Annotated in this window: 23 protein-coding genes; 8 read left to right on the top strand and 15 right to left on the bottom strand. The window is 38.8% G+C overall.

Annotation, left to right across the window (positions count from 1 at the left end):
- Positions 1-22: 22 nt before the first annotated feature.
- Positions 23-1156 carry a quinone-dependent dihydroorotate dehydrogenase gene (locus tag AC012T_RS03650; RefSeq protein ID WP_487063187.1) on the top strand — a complete coding sequence of 378 codons (1134 nt, stop codon included), beginning with the start codon at positions 23-25 and terminating at the stop codon, positions 1154-1156.
- 103 nt (positions 1157-1259) lie between these two features.
- Here AC012T_RS03650 and AC012T_RS03645 read toward each other — a convergent pair whose 3' ends face one another.
- The 8 genes from AC012T_RS03645 to groES form a co-directional block, all read right to left on the bottom strand.
- On the bottom strand, positions 1260-1982 hold the full coding sequence (locus tag AC012T_RS03645) for a hypothetical protein (protein ID WP_487063185.1): 723 nt from the start codon (positions 1980-1982) through the stop codon (positions 1260-1262).
- A 628-nt stretch (positions 1983-2610) separates the two neighbouring features.
- Positions 2611-2811, bottom strand: coding sequence for a hypothetical protein (locus AC012T_RS03640; protein ID WP_487063183.1), 201 nt, complete (start codon positions 2809-2811; stop codon positions 2611-2613).
- A 48-nt stretch (positions 2812-2859) separates the two neighbouring features.
- Positions 2860-3249, bottom strand: coding sequence for a toxin-antitoxin system TumE family protein (locus AC012T_RS03635; RefSeq protein WP_487063181.1), 390 nt, complete (start codon positions 3247-3249; stop codon positions 2860-2862).
- 3 nt (positions 3250-3252) lie between these two features.
- Entirely contained in the window at positions 3253-3573 is a 321-nt protein-coding gene (locus tag AC012T_RS03630; RefSeq protein WP_487063179.1) for a hypothetical protein, read from the bottom strand.
- A 97-nt stretch (positions 3574-3670) separates the two neighbouring features.
- Complete coding sequence (locus AC012T_RS03625) at positions 3671-4075, bottom strand: PIN domain-containing protein (RefSeq protein ID WP_487063177.1); 405 nt, start codon at positions 4073-4075, stop codon at positions 3671-3673.
- On the bottom strand, positions 4076-4369 hold the full coding sequence (locus AC012T_RS03620; protein WP_487063175.1) for a hypothetical protein: 294 nt from the start codon (positions 4367-4369) through the stop codon (positions 4076-4078).
- A 397-nt stretch (positions 4370-4766) separates the two neighbouring features.
- Entirely contained in the window at positions 4767-6404 is a 1638-nt protein-coding gene (groL, locus tag AC012T_RS03615) for a chaperonin GroEL (RefSeq protein ID WP_015217475.1), read from the bottom strand.
- A gap of 114 nt (positions 6405-6518) precedes the next feature.
- Complete coding sequence (gene groES, locus AC012T_RS03610; RefSeq protein ID WP_487063173.1) at positions 6519-6830, bottom strand: co-chaperone GroES; 312 nt, start codon at positions 6828-6830, stop codon at positions 6519-6521.
- Between the two features lie 1071 nt (positions 6831-7901).
- Here groES and AC012T_RS03605 point away from each other — a divergent pair.
- Positions 7902-8579, top strand: a complete 678-nt coding sequence (locus AC012T_RS03605) for a response regulator transcription factor (protein WP_015217478.1) — start codon at positions 7902-7904, stop codon at positions 8577-8579.
- Between the two features lie 514 nt (positions 8580-9093).
- Here the strand turns inward: AC012T_RS03605 and AC012T_RS03600 are convergent.
- From AC012T_RS03600 to AC012T_RS03580, 5 genes are all read right to left on the bottom strand, one after another.
- On the bottom strand, positions 9094-11226 hold the full coding sequence (locus AC012T_RS03600; protein WP_487063171.1) for an alpha/beta fold hydrolase: 2133 nt from the start codon (positions 11224-11226) through the stop codon (positions 9094-9096).
- Between the two features lie 4 nt (positions 11227-11230).
- Positions 11231-12121 (bottom strand): hypothetical protein, encoded by an 891-nt coding sequence (locus AC012T_RS03595; protein WP_487063169.1) that lies wholly within the window; start codon positions 12119-12121, stop codon positions 11231-11233.
- A gap of 193 nt (positions 12122-12314) precedes the next feature.
- The gene (locus tag AC012T_RS03590; RefSeq protein ID WP_487063167.1) at positions 12315-12767 is read right to left on the bottom strand and encodes a hypothetical protein; all 453 of its coding nucleotides are present in this window, start codon (positions 12765-12767) and stop codon (positions 12315-12317) included.
- A gap of 672 nt (positions 12768-13439) precedes the next feature.
- Entirely contained in the window at positions 13440-14831 is a 1392-nt protein-coding gene (asnS, locus tag AC012T_RS03585) for an asparagine--tRNA ligase (RefSeq protein ID WP_487063165.1), read from the bottom strand.
- An 88-nt stretch (positions 14832-14919) separates the two neighbouring features.
- Positions 14920-15264, bottom strand: a complete 345-nt coding sequence (locus tag AC012T_RS03580) for a sll0565 family protein (RefSeq protein ID WP_487063163.1) — start codon at positions 15262-15264, stop codon at positions 14920-14922.
- Positions 15265-15330: 66 nt separating this feature from the next.
- On the opposite strand from AC012T_RS03580, the gene AC012T_RS03575 reads away from it, so the two are divergent.
- On the top strand, positions 15331-15591 hold the full coding sequence (locus AC012T_RS03575) for a DUF6439 family protein (RefSeq protein ID WP_487063161.1): 261 nt from the start codon (positions 15331-15333) through the stop codon (positions 15589-15591).
- Between the two features lie 57 nt (positions 15592-15648).
- Here AC012T_RS03575 and AC012T_RS03570 read toward each other — a convergent pair whose 3' ends face one another.
- Together AC012T_RS03570 and rlmD are read right to left on the bottom strand one after the other, a co-directional pair.
- Complete coding sequence (locus AC012T_RS03570; protein WP_487063159.1) at positions 15649-16098, bottom strand: ATP-binding protein; 450 nt, start codon at positions 16096-16098, stop codon at positions 15649-15651.
- Between the two features lie 412 nt (positions 16099-16510).
- Entirely contained in the window at positions 16511-17893 is a 1383-nt protein-coding gene (gene rlmD / locus AC012T_RS03565; protein ID WP_487063157.1) for a 23S rRNA (uracil(1939)-C(5))-methyltransferase RlmD, read from the bottom strand.
- Positions 17894-18075: 182 nt separating this feature from the next.
- Between rlmD and AC012T_RS03560 the strand changes: the two genes are divergently transcribed.
- The 5 genes from AC012T_RS03560 to ureC all read left to right on the top strand — a co-directional run bounded on the left by AC012T_RS03560 (position 18076) and on the right by ureC (position 22529).
- Positions 18076-18561 carry an allophycocyanin gene (locus AC012T_RS03560; RefSeq protein ID WP_487063155.1) on the top strand — a complete coding sequence of 162 codons (486 nt, stop codon included), beginning with the start codon at positions 18076-18078 and terminating at the stop codon, positions 18559-18561.
- A 697-nt stretch (positions 18562-19258) separates the two neighbouring features.
- Entirely contained in the window at positions 19259-20098 is an 840-nt protein-coding gene (locus tag AC012T_RS03555) for an urease accessory protein UreD (protein ID WP_487063153.1), read from the top strand.
- A gap of 21 nt (positions 20099-20119) precedes the next feature.
- Complete coding sequence (gene ureA / locus AC012T_RS03550) at positions 20120-20422, top strand: urease subunit gamma (RefSeq protein ID WP_323311928.1); 303 nt, start codon at positions 20120-20122, stop codon at positions 20420-20422.
- Between the two features lie 31 nt (positions 20423-20453).
- The gene (locus tag AC012T_RS03545) at positions 20454-20759 is read left to right on the top strand and encodes an urease subunit beta (protein ID WP_487063151.1); all 306 of its coding nucleotides are present in this window, start codon (positions 20454-20456) and stop codon (positions 20757-20759) included.
- 63 nt (positions 20760-20822) lie between these two features.
- Entirely contained in the window at positions 20823-22529 is a 1707-nt protein-coding gene (ureC, locus tag AC012T_RS03540) for an urease subunit alpha (protein ID WP_487063149.1), read from the top strand.
- Positions 22530-22638 lie beyond the last annotated feature (109 nt).

Raw genomic sequence — 22638 nt, 5'->3', positions numbered from 1 at the left:
AATTGGTAGATGTTAACCTAGTTTGGATATTTATAAAGCAGTAATTAGTCCTTTTTTATTTACTCTGGTGAGAACCGATCCAGAGTGGTTACACCAAAACACAATTCATAGTTTTACTTCCCTGTCACAAGCAAGCAATTATCCGCTTGGTAAATGGTTAGTTTCTCGTTTAGAACAGTCTTTATGCTTACATGATACACGTCTAGAACAAAATCTGTTTGGATTAAAATTCCCTAACCCCATAGGCTTGGCTGCTGGGTTTGATAAGGATGGCGTTGCGGCTAATATCTGGTCTAGTTTTGGTTTTGGCTTTGCTGAACTGGGTACTGTTACTTATCATGGACAACCTGGTAATCCTCGCCCCCGATTGTTTCGTTTACCTTTAGACAAAGCTGCACTTAACCGTATGGGCTTTAATAATTCTGGTGCAGTAGCAATGAAAACAAGATTAACAACTCTTAAGCAAGAAAAATCTTGGAAAATACCCATAGGTATAAATTTGGGTAAATCTAAGATCACACCTTTAGAAGTAGCAGCAGAGGATTATCTGGAGAGCTTTCGCTTGCTTCAAGATTTGGGTGATTATTTTGTTGTGAATGTTTCTTCTCCCAATACACCAGGATTGCGATCGCTCCAAGATGCCTCCATGCTTAGTCAGATATTGGACTTGCTACAAACAGACAACAAATCACAAAAGCCAATTTTTGTAAAAATAGCACCAGATTTAGAGTGGGATGCGATCGCTGACATTATTACTCTGGCTAAAACCTACAAACTAGCAGGAATAATTGCCACCAACACCACCATCAGCCGTGAGGAACTGAAAACCCAGTTGATAGAAAAAACTGGTAAATCCCCCCAAGAAGAAGCCGGGGGAATTAGTGGAAAGCCATTGTGCGATCGCTCCACAGCAGTAATTCGCTTCATTTACCAACAAACCCAAGGAGAAATCCCCATCATTGGCGTTGGTGGCATTTTCACCCCAGAGGATGCCTGGGAAAAAATCACAGCCGGTGCCAGCCTCATCCAAGTCTATACAGGCTGGATTTATGAAGGGCCAATGATGGTACGCCGCATCCTGTCCGGTTTATTAACCAAACTAGAGGAAAACGGCTTAAATTCCATCAGCGAAGCAGTAGGGATTGCTAATAGGTAATGGGTAATGGGTGAGTACCGAGTAACAAGTGTTTGACTTTAGTTCCTACTCATTACTCGCTACTCATCGCTTTGTACTAAACTTGCACCCTGCACCCTGCCTCCTATTCTTCTACAGGGAAAAACTCCTTAGACTTACGAGAATAAGACCAAGCAATCCCATCGGGGTCACGGCTACGACTCCATTCTGAGAAATCTGGGTCATTGCGACGTTTGTAAACAGTGCTGGAATATACACTTAGTCGTTTTGCCAGTTCAGATTGGATGAGAGAGCCAAAAACTAACTGTTCTTCCAGAGGTTTTTTGACTTCCTCATCATTGACTTGAGGTAATGACTCAGATTCTGTTTCTTCCTGCTGGGGAATTGTTTCTGGTGGTGCTAAGAGCGATCGCGCCTCTTTAGTCACAGGTTGAACAGGACGTTTTTCCACAACCTCACTACTATCAAGTATATTTCCCAGAATACTGGCATTTATAAAGTAGTAAGATTGGCTATCATGTTCAGAATCTAGTACACTAGCACCAAATTCCTTAGCCTTTCCATCTAAAAAGCGTTTAGCCTCATTTCCAGAAAAATTACCTCGAATGGCCAAATCAACCGGTGTAATTTTGCCCTGGTTTTCCCGAATTAACTGATAAAAAAGAGGGTTAACTTGTTCACACCACTTTTCCCACTTATACTGCTGCCAAAGGTTGAAGGCCATCAGCAGCAGCAAAACAATTAGCAAAATTTTCCAAGTAGAAACCAGGAAAATAATCAAAAACGAGATTGGCAAAAGGAGAACGAGAAAGGTTTTCCCGTTATTTTCTATTTTTTTTTCACTCATGCTGATTCACGCCAAGTGAATTGTTGCAAAATAATATATCAATCTTGGCAAAAATTGTGACATTTTTTTGTATCGTTTGGCAAACTTATGGCAAATTATTCGGCAAAAGTTAACATTAGCAAGTGTTATAGACTTCAATTTCGGCAAAATATCTAACCTGAGTCTGAGAATTGACCAAATTCTTTGCCAAAATCCGCAAAAAAATTTCCCTAAGTTCAGCAAGCCCTAAGAGGATGTTTGAAAAGTTTAGGGTTAAAGACAAGCTACCCTATCGGCGAATAAATATAATAAAGCCTCTTGTTCCCGTTAGGGATATGCTAATGCACAAATAATTAAGCTTACTCATAATAGCACAATATCAAGTCCAACCCATCTGCGTTTCATTTGTGTATCCGCAACTTTCAGCCACCAAGGCTGTAATAAATTAGACCTTTCAAACACCTTCTAAATTATGAGCAAATAGATCTCTATTTTTTATCATTTAATAATTCATAAACATCACAAAAATGGATTTTTAGATGATGATTCATCATTTTTAATGCTTATTTTTGAACAATATCTTTATTGATAAATTAATAACTCTTTCATAATATCCTTTAGGATAAATAGATGAACCAAATTTTTTTGCTCATTTTCTAGACAAAATCACGTAATCATCTTGAGGATTATTATTATAAGAACAGATAGCATAAAACTCCCTTTTAACACAATGATACGTACTAAAATAAGCTTCTAAGGCTATATTTAGAGAAATTATAGATAATTCAACATCATCCTCATTAAATAAAATATTTTTGTCCTTAAACAAGTTATCAATTTCATTCTTCATTTTTATATCTCCGCTTATTCTCTACATAGATCAACATTCAAAACTTATCTATCCGTTTTGTATTTCTTCTTCAATCAAAATCAGAATTTGTAAAATATTCCTCGACTCACTAGGTTTAACAATCAACTCATCTCCTAGATGAACATGATGGGGAAAATTCGGTAAATCAGGAAAATGCTCTACATTATCCCAACGTTTTTTTAATTGAGTTTGAGATGGATTCATCCATTGATAGCGATAAGTGATAGTAATACATTGTTCATTTTCTATTTTAAAAAATTCAGCTACTTCTAAAAAATCTCCATTATTTAAAGTTAGTCGCGCTCGAAAATAACCTTGATCTGGTATAGCTCTTTCTTTAATAACTTCAATATTATGAATTAGTTTATTATTGTTTAATTTGGCTTTAATTTCAGTGATATAAATGTGAGAGATCATAAATTAAAGTTGAAATTTAAGAAGATTTAATCGTTCTTGTAATGAACACAACATTTGATAAAAAGCACTCCATTCAACGAAGTCTATACAATCGCCTAGTTTACCATCTTTAAATTGTTGATAAAATTGTGCAGATGATAACTGATATTGTTGTTCAAAACTCTGTAAATCAGTCTCTATTTCTTGAATTTGTTGTTCAATACTATTAATTTCTTCAATAAGAATGTTTCTTAAAGATAAAACAAATGTGTCGCTATAAGCCCCTTGTTTAGAAAGAGTCTCTAGCACTTGTAATTGATTGAGTATTTTTTCTTGAGTTGTCATTTCAGGACTTGTTCTTGATTGTTTAAGAAAATAATTACTGATGACAGTATAAAATACATAATGCAATACTTTGCATTATCTTTAAGGCAAGAATTGACTAAGAAATTAACCAATTTTCTAGATTTAAATCTTTAACTCTAGTTAAATCAGAATCGTGAGAAACTAAAATTAAATTATGAATAATAGCAGTAGCAGCTATCAAAATATCTGCATCTTGAATAATTTTACCTCTGCTTGTTAAATCAGCATGAATTTCCGATGCTTTTTGAAAAATTTTTAGATCATCTAAAAACAAAATAGGATAATCTTGGCAAAATTGTTGAAACCAAGCTAGTTTTTTAGTGGCATTGCTTCTTAAAAGTCCTCTTTGCACTTCATAATAAGTTATGCCGCTAATACCGATAAATTCACCTTGACGACGTATTTCTGTAATTTTCAATGCCACTTCAAGATTCTGTTTTAGTGATGCTGAAACAATATTAGTATCTAATAAATAACCCATTTACCCACCACGTTTTACAGATTCATCAAAAAGTTGCATTTGCTCTGGAGTGAAATCATTGAGCATTCCTGAAACTAAATGTAAAGACAAAATACTTTTAATCCGTTTAATTAATGATTCTTCGGAAATACTATTAACATCAGGAACGGCTACAGGATCAAAATTACGATTGATATTTTCAATCATTTCCTGTTTATCTAAGTTCTCTTGATAAAGAGGATTATTGTCAATTAAATTTTTGACAATTTCAGGTAATCTTTGATAATTAGATTGATGATTAATAATTTGAGTCATGTTTAAACCTCATTAAAATAATATCGGTGTTGGGCAACATATTGTATTTTGGGTAAAATAGCAAATTATGCTCTTAATTCCGTTTTACCCAACTAATACTGTGATAGAGAAATTAAAATTTACGAGACTAAAGAAATACGCTCTTCTCCTTTTTTGAGAATAAGACGATAACCACAATATTGAACTAGCTGTAAAAAAATACTAATTCTTGAGCCTTGCTTTCACCATTTTCATCAAAATACCACTCCAACTAAAAAACTGAACCAACATAAATTAAATATTATTTAGTCATAATAAGTCCCATTATAGCAGCTACAATATCCGTGAAAAAGTAGGAATCAACAAAAAATAGCCGCCCCCTTGCGGAAGCGGCCATTATTCAAACTAGGAAAAGATTTTAGTAGTCGTAATCTCCGCCACCCATACCAGCGCCAGCAGCAGGAGCGCCATCCTTAGGTTCAGGCTTGTCAACTACGATACATTCGGTTGTCAACACCATTCCCGCAATAGAAGCCGCATTTTGCAGTGCAGAACGAGTTACTTTAGCAGGATCTACAATTCCAGCAGCCAACATATCAACGAATTCGTTGGTAGCAGCGTTGAAACCTACGTTGAATTCCTTCTCTTTCACACGTTCAGCAATGACAGCGCCATTCTGACCGGCGTTTTCTGCAATTCTCTTTAGAGGTGCAGGTAAAGCACGAGCCACAATTAAAGCACCAGTCAATTCTTCATCCTTGAGGTTGCTGTTAGCCCAAACTTCCAATTGAGGAGCCAAGTGAGCCAAGGTTGTACCACCACCGGGAACAATACCTTCTTCTACAGCAGCTTTGGTAGCGTTGATAGCGTCTTCCAAGCGCAGCTTCTTGTCCTTCATTTCGGTTTCGGTAGCTGCACCAACTTTAACGACAGCTACACCACCGGACAATTTAGCCAAACGCTCTTGTAGTTTTTCCTTGTCGTAGGAAGATTCGGTTTCTTCCATTTGACGGCGGATTTGTTCGCAACGAGCCTTAACTGGAGCTTCGTTACCTTCAGCTACAATTGTTGTGCTGTCTTTGGTGATGGTGATACGGCGAGCTTTACCCAGGCTATCTAGCTTGGTGGTATCCAGCTTCAAACCAGCATCTTCGGTGATGAGTAGACCACCAGTTAAGACGGCAATATCTTCTAGCATAGCCTTACGGCGATCGCCAAAACCAGGAGCTTTAACGGCTGCAACGTTGAGTACACCGCGCAAACGGTTAACTACTAAAGTTGCTAAAGCTTCTTTTTCGATATCTTCAGCGATAATCACCAAAGGACGACCAGAACGAGCTACTTGTTCAAGTACAGGTACTAAATCTTGTACTAAAGCAATTTTCTTGTCTGTTAACAAGATGTAAGGCTCATCAAAGACTGTTTCCATCCGCTCTGCATCAGTAGCAAAGTAAGGAGAGATATAGCCTTTATCAAAGCGCATCCCTTCGGTGATTTCGAGTTCGGTGGTCATAGACTTCCCTTCTTCTAGGGAAATCACGCCTTCCTTACCCACTTTGTCCATTGCTTGAGCAATCATCTGACCGACTTCTTCGTCGTTACCAGCAGAGATGGACGCAACTTGTGCGATCGCTTTAGAATCTTCTACAGGACGAGCGTGTTCAGCAATCTTTTCCACTAAGAAAGCCGCAGCTTTATCAATACCACGCTTCAGCAAAATCGCATTAGCGCCAGCTGCAACGTTCCGCAAGCCTTCTTTCACGATCGCATGAGCCAAAACAGTAGCGGTGGTTGTACCATCGCCCGCAGCGTCATTTGTCTTAGAAGCAGCTTGACGAATTAGTGCCACACCTGTGTTTTCAATGTGGTCTTCTAATTCAATTTCTTTAGCGATGGTGACACCATCGTTAACGATTTGTGGTGCGCCAAATTTCTTCTCTAGAACTACGTTGCGACCTTTGGGTCCAAGGGTGACAGCAACTGCTTCAGCTAAGATATCAATACCGCGTTCTAGAGCGCGACGGGCGTTTTCGTTATAGATAATGCGCTTTGCCATAAGAGTCTAAATTCGGGTAGTAAGTTAAAATTTGTCTTGAATTTGGTAATTGGTGATTGGTAATTGGTTATGGGGAAAACTCTTTCCCAGTACCTCATCCCCCTCATCACCCATTTACATGACGACTGCTAAAATATCTTTTTCAGAAAGCAGCACGTACTCTTCGGTTCCGAGCTTAACGTCGGTTCCAGCGTACTTGGAGTACAGCACTTTATCACCAACTTTGATTTCTAATTCTTGACGGCTACCGTCATCATTACGCTTGCCAGGTCCAAGGGCTACAACTTCACCTACTTGGGGCTTTTCCTTAGCGGTGTCGGGCAAATACAGACCACCTGCGGTCTTCTCTTCTGCGGCGGTCACTTTTACAAAAACGCGATCGCCTAGAGGTTTAACGGTCGAAACGGTCAGAGATACAGCTGCCATAAAAATTTTTTTCCTTTAGTTAGCACTCTCAACTCCTGAGTGCTAATTTACCGAAGTGCAGCATACAATGGCAACGATTGCTTGTGTACGGGTTTCCGAACTGAGCGATCGCAACTGTACTTAAGCATAAATGCCTAATTGTGATAGTTGTCTGGTTCTGTTGCGTAAGTAATGAATATTTTTATATGGACAACATTTATTTGCAAAGCGGGGAAATTGTTATAGAACTGTAATCAGGGAACCGTTCAATGAGTAACATTACAGTAAGTCCAAAAATTGCCTTCCTCTCCCCAAAACTACTAAAGCTGTGGAAGGAACTTAAAGCCCTAAGTCATTGTGTGAAAGCTATAGGACTGGCAAACCTTCACTGAACAGCGTTCTCTTGGTTCTGAGCAGACAGTTGCTCACTCATGGACAAAACAAGCTAGTCTAGAGTCCTGGGAATGCTTAAAACTGGGACTTAAAGAGCCACATCTCAACCAGCGGCTTAGTTAGTCATCCCATTTGCATCTTCAGAACTAAAACCAACTGCTTGCGTGTTTGTTGTTCTAGGCAGATAATGGTAGTTTACCCAGATGGGGTTTGGTATAGCCAAACAAAACCGGAAGTCATTGAGCGGATCATCCCAGAACACTTAATCGGCATAATGGTGGTGGAAGCATAAGCCTTTTTAACCCATCCTTTGCCAGAAACTTCCCCGGTTTCTCGTGAACCTCTAAATAGAGGCTTAACATCCAAAGGATATAGTAGAGCAACAGTAAGCGAATGAAAGTGCGGGTAAGTTTTGAGCTAGGGTCATCTTCAGCTAAATACTGAACTTGTCAACCAGAAAGATTATTATTTAATCAGGTTTAATCAGGTTTTTTAGCCCGCCCCTTTCAAAGCGATATATAATAGCGCATTATAAATACTATTGCTCTCCGTATCCTTACTGGAATTTTGCCATCGAGCTACTAGTAAGATTGAAAGTGACCTTCACTTTTTAGACTTCGAGGCAGCAAAGGCAAGTTAAGTGGGAAAAACAACAACATCTCAATAATCCACCATAGAGGATAACTAATCAAGACCTTGATGGATCGAAGCGCGACAAGTGCCACTGCTATGAAAGAGTCCAGCATGAAAGATCACAAACGACTTCTATTGATTGATGACGACCCTAACCTCATCTTGCTGGTGAAGGATTACTTAGAATTCCGAGGATACGAAGTCATCACGGCCGAAAATGGACGAGAAGCTCTGGATATTTTAGAACATGATGTTCCAGACATGATCATCTGTGACGTGATGATGCCGGAAATGGACGGGTACACTTTTGTGGAACAAGTACGCCAAAATGAACGTACAAGTTGGATTCCCGTCCTCTTCCTCTCCGCTAAGGGACAAAGTGCAGACCGAGTGAAAGGTCTAAACAAAGGTGCTGACGTATACATGGTCAAACCCTTTGAACCAGAAGAACTCGTAGCACAAGTAGAATCCTCACTAAAGCAAACCATCCGTTGGAAAGAACATCAGACAAAGGGAGGGGAAAACGGTTCCCGTATCCAAGTTCCCTTCGATGTACAGCTAACCCCAACCGAACTGAAGGTAGTCCAGTTTGTAGCCAGGGGTTTAGCTAATCGGGAAATCGCTGAAGAATTAAACGTCAGTCAGCGTACCGTGGAAAGCCATGTTTCCAATATGTTGGGTAAAACCAATCTCCACAACCGTACCGAACTAGCGCGTTGGGCGATTGAAAATCAAATGGCTTAAACCCTCTGCTGATTTACCGAAGTTCTGAGTTTTGAGTTAGGACATAATAGCTCAAAACTCAAACTGGTTACGTAACTTGACTTCAGTTTGAGAGCTAATAAATTATGAATTGTGAAGTCGAACGTGGATTTTTAATTCAAACTTCATAATTCATAGTTTATGATACAGCCCTCAACTGCTATGTTCCAACCCGGATATCACCTAAAAATATCACTACATCACCCCCACGCAAATCCCCCATTTTCCCAGATGGAAAGGAAATATAGCTCATACGGGCTGATAAATCTTTACACAACAGAAAATTAAATTAAAAATCAACATTTTGCAATATACGCAAATTAGCAATTATTTTTTACAAAATTAGTGTATGTGTCTTAAATAAAACTAGTTATATAGTATTTACTTCAATGCTTGTTATTAAAAAAACAAAGTAATTGCAAAAAAAACTTAATGCCAGTAGAAAAATAAGATTTTTGAAAGAGACGCTATGTAAAACGTCTCGATAAAGTTAAGATTACACAGGTATATAAGAGTACGATAACCAGTATACACCCCACAAAGTTAGCCCAACCAAAATAACAGTTACTATCAATTTCCAATTAATTGGTTTTTCTGGCAAAGTATCCGTGATAATAACCGGACTGCCAGGAGGGTTAAATTGATCGAGTAACTGGTTAACATTGGCTTGGTTTCTCACTACTAAATCAACACCAGTCCAAATATATTCCTTATTGTAAAGGTTGGGACTTTTCTTCACACCACCGAAATTGTTAAACAACGCATCATCAAAATAAGTGGTGTCGGTTACGGCTTGGTTATGAAAGGCAATTAACGGGGGATTATAGTCCTTATTGGAAAGCGAAAAGTAGATTTTCTTCTCTTCACTAGCTATACAGTCAAAATTGGATTTTTGTTGCCCAAATCCTGGTTTAGCCCAAGACTGGGGCTTGACAATTTTATCATCTACACCATGTAGAATCCCAATAGGTAAAATTAATTTACTACCGATTTTACGGATATTTATTGGGTTTTCTGCAAAGGGAGAATTAAAGAGTTTTAAAATCCAGAGAGCTATCTGCGGAATGCCCATTTCCGTACTTGGGGCTGGATCAGCAGTAATAATTTGTTTGGGTAAAAATCTTTGTTGATTTGGTTCGAGATAAAGAGGCCAACTCAGTGCTAATAATCCTCCCAAAGAATGACCAAATAGATAAAAGTCAAACTCTGATTGGGCAATATTGGGATAATCATCAGATAACTTTTTCCAAGCTCTATCAGTAATATCTATCGCTTGGTCAATCCATTCTAAAGGACTATGTAAAAGACTTAAGCCAACGGTGGAAATAAGTTTGATTAAATTCTGTCCATAGCGACGATTGAACCATGAAAACAGCACTTTAATCACAAAAATGATTACGACTAAGGCTAAAGAAACTCGAAGATAATTGACGAAATTAGGTTTGATTAATTTGCGGGCAACTTTCCCTATTTCTCGCCGCCGTTTTTGCTGTTGATCTAAAGTATCTCCTAGTTTAAATTTCTCACCTTTGGAAATAACATTTTGCAGAATTTTCCACCAGGATAATTCATGCTTTTCTTGATTATCTCTATACGCTGTTTTCTGTTCTATATCATCTGGATAGGTACTTTTTTGAAAATCTGGAAAAACTACATAATAGCCTTGTTTAGCCAATTCTTCTAAATGATCTTCATAGAATTTTGGCATACACAAAGCAAAGCCGTGTAAGTAAGTAATTAATCTGAGTTTTCCTTGCTCATCACGATAGGGAGCATCAGGAGCATAGACTTGGATAAAATTACCTTGAATGTGACTACCTGACTGGTAGATTGTGTAGCCTTTTTTTGTGTCTATAGTATGCTCCCATTCTAAGGCTTTTTGACTTGCAGCATCTACCATCAATATCTCTTTTTCTTTTTGAGGAGGTTGCTTACCGATAACTTGTATTTGCTGCTCTGTGAACAACAAACTTAAAGCCAAGATCAATTCAGATGCACTACCAGGAAGTGTCCCGATAGTTGATGAAGGCATAGCATTACCAAGTAGGGCAATAAATGTTCCTACAAATAACCATGACCATTTCAGTCTGACCCAAATGCCAATACCAATTAGTAGCATAAACAAATTAACTACAATGGTAATAATTGGTGGGCCACTCAGATTCTCAGGGACATAACGCAAGATTCCCGCAAAAAACTCTGGTTTTAATTCTATTCCTATATAGTTCTTGGTAATATCTATCCCAGCCAGTACAAATGCAATTCCCCAAGCTAAAATTCTCACTAATGTAACTGCCCAAGCTGCTCCAGCACGGTAAGCAAGTTCAACACCAATAACAATAAACAGTGGCAAAACTAAGTAGTGCAAGAGATAGCGAATCATGCTGAGACTTTCTAAAAGCTCTCCTGCACCAATAAGTTTTCCTGTTACCAGAATAGAATTGTCATAGCTAAGACTGACTAACAATAAGGGAGTTACAATCATCGCTACACTGGATGATTTTCGCCACAGACTAACCCCCCAACCTATTAATATCCATGCCATCACAGCTATACTGAGATGTCCCAGGGGATATATGATTGACAAAATATTGTTAATTGGCGCATCTTCAATTATTGATAGGAGCATATTGCTAATTCTTTATTGCTAATTCTTTGTTGATGATTAATTTTTCTTGATTAGTCTTTCTAAATTGAGTAATGCCTTTGTCGTAGACTAGCCAGGTGAAAATAGCTACTCCTGCTTCTGTCCCACCTAAGTCATGGAGGATATGAAATAAAGCATTGAACGCTATTTGGGGGTCTGTATAAGGATTGCCACCATACTTATCTAGAAGAAATACAAAACTTAAGTTAACTCCTACTGAAAAGAAGGGAACGAGGATAATTTTCCAATCTTTGAGTAGCTTATAACCTCGATAAGTCAAAATACCAAAAACTAAAGTCAGTGCAATATAGATTGGCACTTTAAAACTAGGGTTATTAGCTTGATAACCTAACGGGTATAAAATGGAGATAACTAACAAACTAATAGCAAACAAAATGTTAACTATTCTGGTGAGAATAGTTATCTTGAGAACTAAGCCATCTGACCACAATACAAATGATGAAATCAAAAAAAAGTAGAACATGAAATTCAGCATTGTAAAATCGTTGGCATAATACCAGCATTGGGTAACGTGCCAACCAATTTCAGCAGCGATCGCCACCATTACAAAAGCTAGACCTAGTTGAGAAGCAAAAATAACTTTAAATCCCAATCCCAAATTTTTTAACCCAGCATAAAAAATTCTCATTGCCAAGGGAATCAGGGCAAAAGTGATAATGTGTGTGAGAATTAATGCAAATTTCCAACCACCAGTAATGCAAGTTCGCTTTTGATCAATTAACTGCGATTCGGCGATTTCTGGCAATATAGTCAGGGTGTAACCAAATCCAAATAGTACTATACAGAAACAGAGAGCGATAAAAGCTAAATCAGCATTAAATATTTTGCTGGTGCTATCTTCTTGAAGATTTTCCATCGGTTCAATGCGTTATTTTCTCTTGATTAGAACAATGCTTTTTTTGCCATAGAAAACTTAATCGGCTGGCAAAAATCTCAGCAATTTCCAAACACAAATAGCAAATATTTCATATATTTTTATAAAATTGAGCTATGTTGTGTTTGGCAGAAAAGCTATATCAACTCTTCAAATAAATCAAGGCTGATTATGCTTAGAAATCAGAACTTAAGTTAACAGTTAACCTGACATTATCTGGTTTAAAACCACTTCCTGCTGCCATATAGATCGTATCTCCAGCGTCCAAAACAGCCGGACCACCGCAAGCTCTAATTAGGTTGGTATCTTGCGTTACTGCTTGAGGATTACAACCAAATTCAATCTTTCCATCAGGACCTTTAATTAAAATGCTGTTAATTTTTCCAGTTGCAGTTGCAGGTTCTAAGCAAACCTTCACAGAGCGAATCACGGCTGGATAGGGTAACTGGTTCTTCACCTCATATTCAAAACTTCCATTCACAACTGGTATTTCTTTGAAAATATTTCCTGGGATAGGTCTGCAACTATCTGCCATTGCTGTTGTCGGGGAAAAGAACATCAAACATGACAGAGCAAATGCAAATATCAGCACCTTTGCACAGTCCATAGACTTTTTCAATGAATTCATGATCATAGTCCTTGTTTAGCTTGTAATTTGTAATGCCAAGTAGTTGAGGAACATGGTTGATTTAGAGTTTCTAAAATTGAACTCAGAAATCGTTGTGTTTTTTGTTCCTGCCTTTAAGACGATTTCAGATGGCAATTTGTGAATTTTTGAACTAGAAATTATTTGTCGAACTTTTTTTGGGGAATAATTAATCCTGAGTACAGCATGGCGTAAATAAACCAACGGTTCGACGAGCTATCCCTGAGGGATGCTATTTCATGGAGGGGTAAACCTAACGTTTATTCTCTATTGCCAAAAATTTAAATCCTACCTTTCGCACCCTAAACTGTCACACAACGAAAATGGGTCGTTTGGAAATTTGGGATCGGCGATCGCCTATGAATATTAGTTAAGTTTTGTCAAAAATCCAACATTAAATGTGGATAAAAAACAGAAAAAACCGATTGTGACACTGGGGGTGTGGGAGATGCGTTAAATACAAGGACTGATAATGGACTAACATCTATTTACGTAGTTTTTCTACGTATTTTTTCTATTGTTTCTGGATATAGAGAAACACGCATTAACAAGTTTATAAATGAATTAATATATTTAAATGAATAGTAACTAAGATTAGGGTATATATAAATCAATACTATGGTAGAGACGTTGTAAATAACGTCTCTAAAGTCATTAAAACTCCGCGCTTTGTGGTGTGCGAGGGAACGGAATTACATCACGAATATTGCCCATACCCGTCATAAACTGCACTAATCTTTCAAAACCCAAACCGAAACCAGCATGGGGAACAGTACCATAACGACGTAAATCTAAATACCACCACAAATCTTCGGGGTTCATACCTTGGGCTAAAACCCGTTTTTCTAACACATCTAGCCTTTCTTCCCGTTGGGAACCACCAATTATTTCTCCTATTTTTGGTGCGAGAATATCCATTGCGCGAACGGTTTTTTCATCATCACTCAACCGCATATAAAAAGCTTTGATTTGGGCGGGATAATCTGTAACAATTACAGGCTTTTTAAACAGTTGTTCTGCTAAATAGCGTTCATGTTCTGATTGCAAATCTGCACCCCAACTAACAGGATAGTCAAATTTAACATCAGCCTTTTCTAAAAGTTTGACTGCTTCTGTATAAGTCAATCTTTCAAATTGATTATTAATAATGTTATTGGCGGTTTCTAAGACAGTTTTATCAATCCGTTCATTGAAAAATTCCATGTCTTCTGGACAGGTTTCTAATACATATTTAAAAATATATTTAAGAAACTCTTCCGCTAAATCCATATCACCTTCTAAATCACAAAAAGCCATTTCTGGTTCAACCATCCAAAATTCTGCTAAGTGACGAGAAGTGTGAGAATTTTCCGCGCGAAAGGTGGGGCCAAAGGTGTAGACGTTAGTAAAAGCCATTGCCATAATTTCGGCTTCTAATTGTCCACTTACTGTTAAATAAGCAGGTTTACTAAAGAAGTCTTGGCTGTAATCAATTTCTTGATTTTCGGTGCGAGGAACGTTCTTTAAATTAAAATTGGTAACGCTAAATAATTCTCCCGCACCTTCGCAATCACTAGCAGTAATAATAGGAGTATGTACCCACAAAAATCCTTTTTCTTGAAAGAATTGGTGAATAGCGGCTGAACAAGCATTTCTCACCCGAAATACTGCACCAAAGGAGTTAGTTCTAGAACGCAAATGTGCAATGGTTCGCAAAAACTCAAAGGAATGACGTTTCTTTTGTAGAGGATAGGTATCAGGATCAGCATCACCGTAGACTTTGACGCTATCAGCTTTTAATTCTATCCTCTGTCCTTTCCCTTGGGAAGCCACAAGTACACCTGTCACTTCCACAGAAGCACCAGTATTTATTTGTTTTAATATTCCTTCGTAGTTTGGTAAATCTTGATTAATGACAATTTGCAAATTACCTAGAGATGAGCCATCATTGACTTCCAGAAATGCAAAGCCTTTTAACTCGCGTTTTGTTCTTACCCAAGCTTGAATCACCAGAACTTCTTCTGGTTGACCAGTTTTTAATATTTCTGCAATGCGACGATTTACCATTTTCTACAATTTGTATTTTGTCAATGTATATATTATTAATTTTATGAAAAATTAACAGTTTCAGCCAATCAAAAATCCCAATTTGGAATTACCCAGCACAAGACTTTAATAGCCAGCCTATAATTATACCTAAACCACCAAAGCGGACAGATTGCCAAAAAGGTCTTTTCAGGCTATTCCAAGAAAATAACTGGCTTTCTAAGTTAAGTTCTAACGCCTCTAACTGTTTTTGAATGCGCTTTAGCTCTGACTTAATTTCTGGGGGCTGCTTTTTATTTTGTTTCAGATTTTTTAATTCTTGTTGCCATTGTGCCTTTTGTTTTTGATCTTGTTGCACTTGGGCATATCTTTCTTTTAATAATCGGAGTGAAGTTTCTACTTCTTCTAGTTCCTGTTCAAAGTCTGGCTGCTGGTTTTCCTGTAAATTAGTCATTGGTGATTGGTCATTGGCTATGATGATTAAATCATAACTGTTACTCTTCACTCACCACTTGGTTTTATGTCTCAAACTAGTCAACTGAATGAAATCAGCACTCTAGAACTGGCTCAAGCCCTGATAGAAAGGCTAAGTATCTCCCCTAATGATTGGCATCGCCTCAAGTCTAACCGCAATTCCCGTGCTAGTGAACAGGTAGCGGCTGCGATGGTGTTTCTCCTCAAAAACCAGCCTCAAGAAGCTCAAGCGAGATTAGAACAGGCTATTGGTTGGTTAGATAAGTCAATTTCTGCCCCTCCTTGTGAAAGTCACGGAAAAAAATGAGGGAAATCTATATCAGGATTAGGGGCGTATTGCAATACGTCCCTACTTGGGGTTCCTTCATCGCCGTAATGATAGAAGGCGACGGGTTTCTAGTTGCTTACAAAGCCGCAATTCTGTGCCTTTACGGTTCCACTCTACCTGATCAAAGATTAGATGCAGAAGAGACATACCGCGTCCACTTTCGGCTTCATCTGGTGGTAAATAGTCTGTAGGATCGCTATCGCTATCAGGTGAGGGAGTGAAGCCACTTCCTTGGTCTGAAATAATCCACCAATATTGATTATCTATTAGGGAAAAACGAACTACTACTAGTTTGCCGGGATCAAGATTATTGCCATGTTTAGCTGCGTTGACTAGGGCTTCTTGAAGTCCTAATCGCAGTTCGGCTTGTAATTTTGTAGGAACATCTGCCAATAGTAAATCTAATATGGGACAAAGATAAAGGGTTGAGGCAAAACTAATAGTGCCCCAATTACGTCCAACTGGACGGAGGGAAATGGTAATCACAAGAGAAACCCCGTAGCTTTTAGTTAGCTAGACATTAGTTTGGTGTCACAGGCACCCTAATAATCATTGAGGTGGTCATACTGCCTTCAAACTTGAGTCTGTAAAACTAAATTTTAAAAATGCTAGGGAGCATTGACTCTAAATATATGAGTGAGAATTGGTATGTTAAAAATTGGCTGTAATTTTACCGCTAATGCGGTCAGCAACTTGGAAGTTGCTATTAATTTAAATGGGTATATAAATAGCCCACTTTATTGCCGCTTAATAATTTACACAAATTAATTCACCTTTAAGAGTCTATGCAACTTCAATTTTTTAACAACAGGAATGTGTATTTTTAGATTAATTCTATTTTAGCATTACTACCATGCACTAGACTACAAATTTCTCATTTGAGTTTTTTGTAAATAATTTACTGACTCTCATCCACGGATGAACGCACTAGAAATGCGGCAGCTTCCACATGAGCCGTTTGGGGGAAAAAGTCTGCGGGCTGTACCCTGGTGAGAGTGTATAGTCCATTTTCACACAGTAATTTTAGGTCACGAGCTAGGGTGGATACTTTACAACTGACGTAAACAATCCGAGAAGGTTTCAAGTCAAGTAAAGTTTTGATGACGTTAGCTTCACATCCTTTGCGTGGCGGATCAAGTAATACAACATCTGGTATAATGCCTAGATTTGGAAGATTTTTTTCAACTGCGCCTATTTGAAATGTAACATTATTAATTTCATTGTGTGTGGCATTAAGAATGGCTTGTTGTACTGCTGTTGATTGGACTTCTAAGCCGATAACTTGGCGTGCTTGTTTGGCTAGGGGTAAGGTCAATGTCCCAATACCGCAGTAGGCATCGACTAGAATTTCGTGACCTTGCAAATTGAGTTCTGACTGAATTACTTGTAATAGGGATTCTGCGGTTTCTGTGTAGACCTGAAAGAATGTATCTGGGAGGATTTGAAATTCCAGTCCGGCAAATATTTCGCGCAGGTAAGGAACTCCGGCGATAGAACGGGTTTCTGAACCAAAGATAGCATTTGTGCGATCGCTATTTCGATTCAATGACACCCCTACCAATTGAGGATATCTCTCTAACCATTCTTGTGCTTGGGCTTCAATTCCAGATAATTTCCAATCTTTCACCACCAAAGTCAGCAGCATTTCCCCTGTGCGACGACCAATGCGTAAACCCAAATGGCGAATTAACCCTTGGTGACGGTGTTCGTTATAAATTGACCAACCCCGCTTTTGGATATCTAATTTCACTTCAGCCAGCATGGGGTTAAAGCGGGAGTCCTGAACCGGACATTGATTCAAATTAATTAATTGATGGCTACCTTTCTGGTAATAACCAGCTTGTACCTGTCCCGTAGCTGAGATACCCAGAGGATAGGTGACTTTGTTGCGATAACCTAAGGCTGCGTCAGCTGCCAATACGGGGTCTACAGGTGGGTCAACAAAATTGCCAATACGTTCTAAAGCTTGGATTACTTGATTACGCTTGGCTATTAGCTGGTAATTATAGTCAATATGCTGCCACTGACAACCGCCACATTTATCAGCCACAATGCAGTTTGGTCTAATTCTTCCCGGAGATCGTTTGAGGATTTCCTTGAGCGTAGCCTGAGCATATTTGGGTTTAACGTTTACCAGTCTAACAAGAGTGCGATCGCCTGGTACAGTGTCTGGAACAAAGACCACACGCTGCTCAAACCTGCCCACACCATCACCCGTATCACTCAAATCAGAAATTTCAACTTCAATTACTTCACCCTGTCGCCAAACATTATTAGTCATTCAATTTTAGATTTTAGATTTTGAATTTTTGATTTGATGGTTGAAGAATTATTACAATTGCTTCCTTATTTTTCCCCAATCCCCAATACCCAGTTCCTATTACTATCTTCTCACACCCTTCACTTCTGTACCTCTAACTAGTTAAACTAGCAAATAATATTTCGCGTAATTGCATAATAATCATGACTGTAATTAGCCAAGTTATTCTCCAAGCCGACGACGAACTGCGTTACCCCAGCAGTGGTGAACTTAAGAGTATCAAAGAATTTTTGCAAACTGGTCTACAGCGGACAAGAATCGTCTCTACTCTTGCGGAAAATGAAAAAAAGATAGTTCAGGAAGCAACCAAAAAACTTTGGCAGAAGCGCCCTGACTTTATCGCCCCCGGTGGCAACGCTTACGGAGAAAAGCAACGTGCTTTATGTATCCGTGATTTTGGCTGGTACTTGCGCCTGATTACTTACGGCGTACTTGCTGGAGACAAAGGACCAATTGAAAAGATTGGTTTGATAGGTGTGCGGGAAATGTACAACTCTCTAGGCGTTCCTGTCCCAGGAATGGTGGAAGCTATCACTGCTCTCAAACAAGCCTCCTTGGATTTATTGAGCGCTGAAGATGCTGTCGAAGCAGCCCCTTACTTTGATTACATCATTCAAGCGATGTCCTAATACACCTGGTATTAGTTCTAGCAGTGGACTTTCAGTCTAGCAGAGTGAGTATCAGACATTAGTACTCAATCCCAACCAATAAAATTCATCATTTGAGGATACCTTCCCCACACTTGATAGTGGCTATGGCAAAATCTTTGTCAAGTTATTATCCAGTAGTGGGGATATTTTATACTCAGTAATTAGGTACAAAGACAAAAAACCGACAGGTATAAGGCTGTCGGTCATTAGTGTGTTCCCTATTAATGACTCGGCTAGAGTTCAGTTATAGGTGATTATGCCAATATGCCCACTCTTAGAGGAGGATCTTTATCATATAAAAATTGTGATTATAATCATGTTTTTTTGTGATTATAATCACTAAATTATTACCAAAAAGATGTATTCACTTCAACAATTAATTTTACTTAGCAATTCTAAATCAAACTCCATACTTTAATGTAAAAAACCTAAAACTTGTGAAACCGGATACTATAATATTCTTTCAAACATCCTCTGAGAAGATTTGGGAGAAGCATTATTTAATTTTTCTGAAGCTGGTGATTTAGTGACTTGGTTAAACCAAAGAGTAAGCAATTAATCAAGATTTGGCAAGAATATTTTTTAGAGCTATTGTATGTAAGGTATCTTCTAGATTTAATAATATTTATATTTTGAATGATAAAGTTAAAATCAGAGAAATTTTATCCATTTATCCATGATTGTTAACAGTCCAATAGATAAAAATTGGCATGGAAGACTTAACTTGGTCTATGCTAAACACCAAGATTCTACTCAGTTAATTTACAACCATCATCAAGCGCCGTTTAAGGTACAACGCCCCTTTTATCCAGAAGGAGAAGAAGTTTGCCATAGCGTTATTTTACACACGGCTGGGGGTATTGTGGGGGGCGATCGCTTGTCATCTGATATTCACCTCGAAAAAGATTCCCAAGCATTAATCACCACAGCCGCTGCTGGTAAGGTATATCGCAGTAACGGCTTACCTGCAAGACAAAATGTAAATATCCAAATTGATGCTAATGCTTGTTTGGAATATTTACCTCAGGAGACTATTTTATTCAATGGTGCTGTTTATCGTCAAGATTTGAAAGTAAAATTGGATACTAATTCTAGCTTTGTCGGCTGGGAAATTACACGGTTGGGACGCAGTGCGAGGGGAGAAAAGTTTTTAGAGGGGGAGATGCGATCGCACACCGAAATCTGGCAAAATGGTATTCCGCAATGGATTGATAGGCAAATCTTACCCGGTAGCGAAGAAGTATTTCACAGTCCCCACGGTTTAGGGGGATATCCTGTGGTTGGTAGTCTCGTTTGGGTAGGAAGTTCTGTTTCCAGAGAAATTATTGAAAAAGCACGTTTTTTAGCTATTCAAAATAATTTAACGGGTGTGAGTCGTCTGCAAAATGGATTTTTGTGTCGATATCGTGGTAATTCTACATCTGAAGTCAGAAACTGGTTTACAAATGTTTGGCAAATGTTACGAGTATCTTTGCTAAATCGTGGTAATTGTATACCCAGAGTCTGGCAAATTTGAAATAACCGCAGAGGAGGAAAAATGCAACTTACACCCCAAGAAAAAGATAAATTATTAATTTTTACCGCTGCTTTAGTAGCTGAAAGACGAAAAAATAGAGGTTTGAAATTAAACTATCCAGAAGCAGTTGCTTTTATTTCTGCTGCAATTTTAGAAGGTGCAAGAGATGGACAAACGGTCGCAGAATTAATGAGTTATGGGACAACACTATTAACTCGTGATGATGTTATGGAAGGTATTCCTGAAATGATTCATGATGTCCAAGTAGAAGCAACTTTTCCAGATGGAACTAAGTTGGTTACTGTACATAATCCGATTAGATAATTTTCGCGCAAAGACGTAAAGGAGCAAAGTTATGATTCCAGGAGAAATAATCACCCCAGCAGGTGAGATTGAGTTGAATTTAGGTCGTTCCACTACTAAATTAGTAATAGCAAATACAGGAGATAGACCAATTCAAGTTGGTTCACATTTCCATTTTTACGAAGTTAACACAGCCTTACATTTTGAAAGAGAAAAAGCAAGAGGAATGCGATTAGATATCCCCGCCGGTACAGCCGTCAGATTTGAACCAGGAGACGAAAAAGAAATCACCCTCATCCCCCTCGTTGGTACACGACAAATCTACGGCTTCAACAACAAAATCGACGGAAACCTCTAAAAAACCCTCAGCGTACCTCAGCGCTAACCTCAGCGTCCCTCTGCGTTAAAAAAAGGATTTGATATGACCTACAAAATGAACCGCCAAGCCTACGCCGAAACCTACGGACCAACAGTAGGAGACAAAATCAGACTAGCCGACACAGAATTATTTATCGAAGTAGAACAAGACTTCACCACTTATGGCGACGAAGTGAAATTTGGTGGAGGAAAAGTCATCAGAGACGGCATGGGACAATCCCCCATTTCCAACGCCGACGGTGCAGTAGACTTAGTAATTACTAACGCCTTAATTCTCGATTGGTGGGGAATTGTCAAAGCGGATATTGGCATTAAAGACGGCAAAATTCACAAAATTGGTAAAGCTGGAAATCCCTATATTCAAGACAACATAGATATTATTATTGGCCCCGGAACAGAAGCTTTAGCAGGGGAAGGAATGATTCTCACAGCGGGGGGAATTGATTCTCACATTCATTTTATTTGTCCTCAACAGATCGAAGTTGCGATCGCATCTGGAATCACTACCATGATAGGTGGAGGAACAGGCCCAGCAACAGGTACAAACGCCACCACCTGCACTCCCGGCCCTTGGAATATGTACCGAATGCTGCAAGCTGCTGATGCTTTCCCGGTTAATATCGGCTTTTTAGGTAAAGGTAACACTAGCCAACCTCAAGGACTCATAGAACAAGTCCAAGCCGGTGCAATGGGGTTAAAACTCCATGAAGACTGGGGAACAACCCCCGCAACCATTGACACCTGTCTCACCGTCGCTGATGAATATGATGTACAAGTTGCAATTCACACCGACACCCTCAACGAAGCCGGATTTGTCGAAGATACTATTGCGGCTTTTAAACATCGTGCCATTCACACCTACCACACAGAAGGTGCTGGGGGAGGACACGCACCCGATATCATCAAAGTCTGTGGACAAACCAACGTTTTACCATCTTCCACCAACCCCACCCGTCCTTACACCCTCAACACCCTAGATGAACATCTGGATATGTTGATGGTATGTCATCACTTAGATCCGGCAATTCCTGAAGATGTCGCTTTTGCTGAGTCCCGTATTCGTCGAGAAACCATCGCTGCGGAGGATATTCTGCACGATTTAGGCGCATTTAGTATGATTGCTTCCGATTCCCAAGCAATGGGACGTGTCGGTGAAGTGATAATTCGGACTTGGCAGACATCACACAAAATGAAGGTACAACGCGGAAGCCTTGCTGGAGATAGCAATGCAGACAATCTGAGAGCAAAAAGATATGTTGCTAAATATACAATTAATCCAGCGATTACACATGGGATTTCTCAATATGTGGGGTCAGTAGAAGCAGGTAAATTAGCTGATTTATGTTTGTGGAAACCGGCATTTTTCGGTGTGAAACCAGAAATTGTGATTAAAGGGGGAATGATTGCTTGGGCGCAAATGGGTGATGCAAATGCTAGTATTCCTACACCGCAGCCTGTACACGCACGTCCCATGTTTGGTAGTTTTGCCGGTGCGAGGAATGCCACATCATTAACATTTGTTTCTCAAGCAAGTTTAGAAAGGGAAATTGCCCAACAATTAGGGTTACAAAAAACAGCAGTTTCAGTTTCGGGAACTCGGCAAATTAGTAAGCGGGATATGAAATTAAATGATGCTTTACCTCATATTGAAGTAGACCCAGAAACTTATGAAGTACGAGCAGATGGAGAATTATTAACTTGTGAACCTGCAACAGTTTTACCAATGGCACAAAGGTATTTTCTCTTTTAGGTTATGACTGAACAATCTACCGATTATGATAGCCCTTGGAAAGAAATTATAGAACTCTATTTTGACAAGTTTTTAGAGTTTTTCTTTCCTTTTTAGCAGATGAAGAACC

The organism is Anabaena sp. EIM26, assembly GCF_057568715.1.
The sequence above is the reverse complement of the archived record's forward strand: the minus strand, read 5'-3'. Positions and strand labels throughout refer to the sequence as shown.

Coding starts and splice junctions, on each gene's coding strand:
- AC012T_RS03575 (WP_487063161.1), top strand. CDS start 15,331: ATGTCTCAAACTAGTCAACTGAATGAAATCAGCACTCTAGAACTGGCT.
- asnS (WP_487063165.1), bottom strand. CDS start 14,831: ATGGTAAATCGTCGCATTGCAGAAATATTAAAAACTGGTCAACCAGAA.
- AC012T_RS03580 (WP_487063163.1), bottom strand. CDS start 15,264: ATGACTAATTTACAGGAAAACCAGCAGCCAGACTTTGAACAGGAACTA.
- AC012T_RS03640 (WP_487063183.1), bottom strand. CDS start 2,811: ATGAAGAATGAAATTGATAACTTGTTTAAGGACAAAAATATTTTATTT.
- ureA (WP_323311928.1), top strand. CDS start 20,120: ATGCAACTTACACCCCAAGAAAAAGATAAATTATTAATTTTTACCGCT.
- AC012T_RS03590 (WP_487063167.1), bottom strand. CDS start 12,767: ATGAATTCATTGAAAAAGTCTATGGACTGTGCAAAGGTGCTGATATTT.
- AC012T_RS03620 (WP_487063175.1), bottom strand. CDS start 4,369: ATGACTCAAATTATTAATCATCAATCTAATTATCAAAGATTACCTGAA.
- groES (WP_487063173.1), bottom strand. CDS start 6,830: ATGGCAGCTGTATCTCTGACCGTTTCGACCGTTAAACCTCTAGGCGAT.
- groL (WP_015217475.1), bottom strand. CDS start 6,404: ATGGCAAAGCGCATTATCTATAACGAAAACGCCCGTCGCGCTCTAGAA.
- ureC (WP_487063149.1), top strand. CDS start 20,823: ATGACCTACAAAATGAACCGCCAAGCCTACGCCGAAACCTACGGACCA.
- AC012T_RS03560 (WP_487063155.1), top strand. CDS start 18,076: ATGACTGTAATTAGCCAAGTTATTCTCCAAGCCGACGACGAACTGCGT.
- AC012T_RS03630 (WP_487063179.1), bottom strand. CDS start 3,573: ATGACAACTCAAGAAAAAATACTCAATCAATTACAAGTGCTAGAGACT.
- AC012T_RS03600 (WP_487063171.1), bottom strand. CDS start 11,226: ATGCTCCTATCAATAATTGAAGATGCGCCAATTAACAATATTTTGTCA.
- AC012T_RS03605 (WP_015217478.1), top strand. CDS start 7,902: ATGGATCGAAGCGCGACAAGTGCCACTGCTATGAAAGAGTCCAGCATG.
- AC012T_RS03555 (WP_487063153.1), top strand. CDS start 19,259: ATGATTGTTAACAGTCCAATAGATAAAAATTGGCATGGAAGACTTAAC.
- AC012T_RS03545 (WP_487063151.1), top strand. CDS start 20,454: ATGATTCCAGGAGAAATAATCACCCCAGCAGGTGAGATTGAGTTGAAT.
- AC012T_RS03625 (WP_487063177.1), bottom strand. CDS start 4,075: ATGGGTTATTTATTAGATACTAATATTGTTTCAGCATCACTAAAACAG.
- AC012T_RS03595 (WP_487063169.1), bottom strand. CDS start 12,121: ATGGAAAATCTTCAAGAAGATAGCACCAGCAAAATATTTAATGCTGAT.
- AC012T_RS03645 (WP_487063185.1), bottom strand. CDS start 1,982: ATGAGTGAAAAAAAAATAGAAAATAACGGGAAAACCTTTCTCGTTCTC.
- rlmD (WP_487063157.1), bottom strand. CDS start 17,893: ATGACTAATAATGTTTGGCGACAGGGTGAAGTAATTGAAGTTGAAATT.
- AC012T_RS03635 (WP_487063181.1), bottom strand. CDS start 3,249: ATGATCTCTCACATTTATATCACTGAAATTAAAGCCAAATTAAACAAT.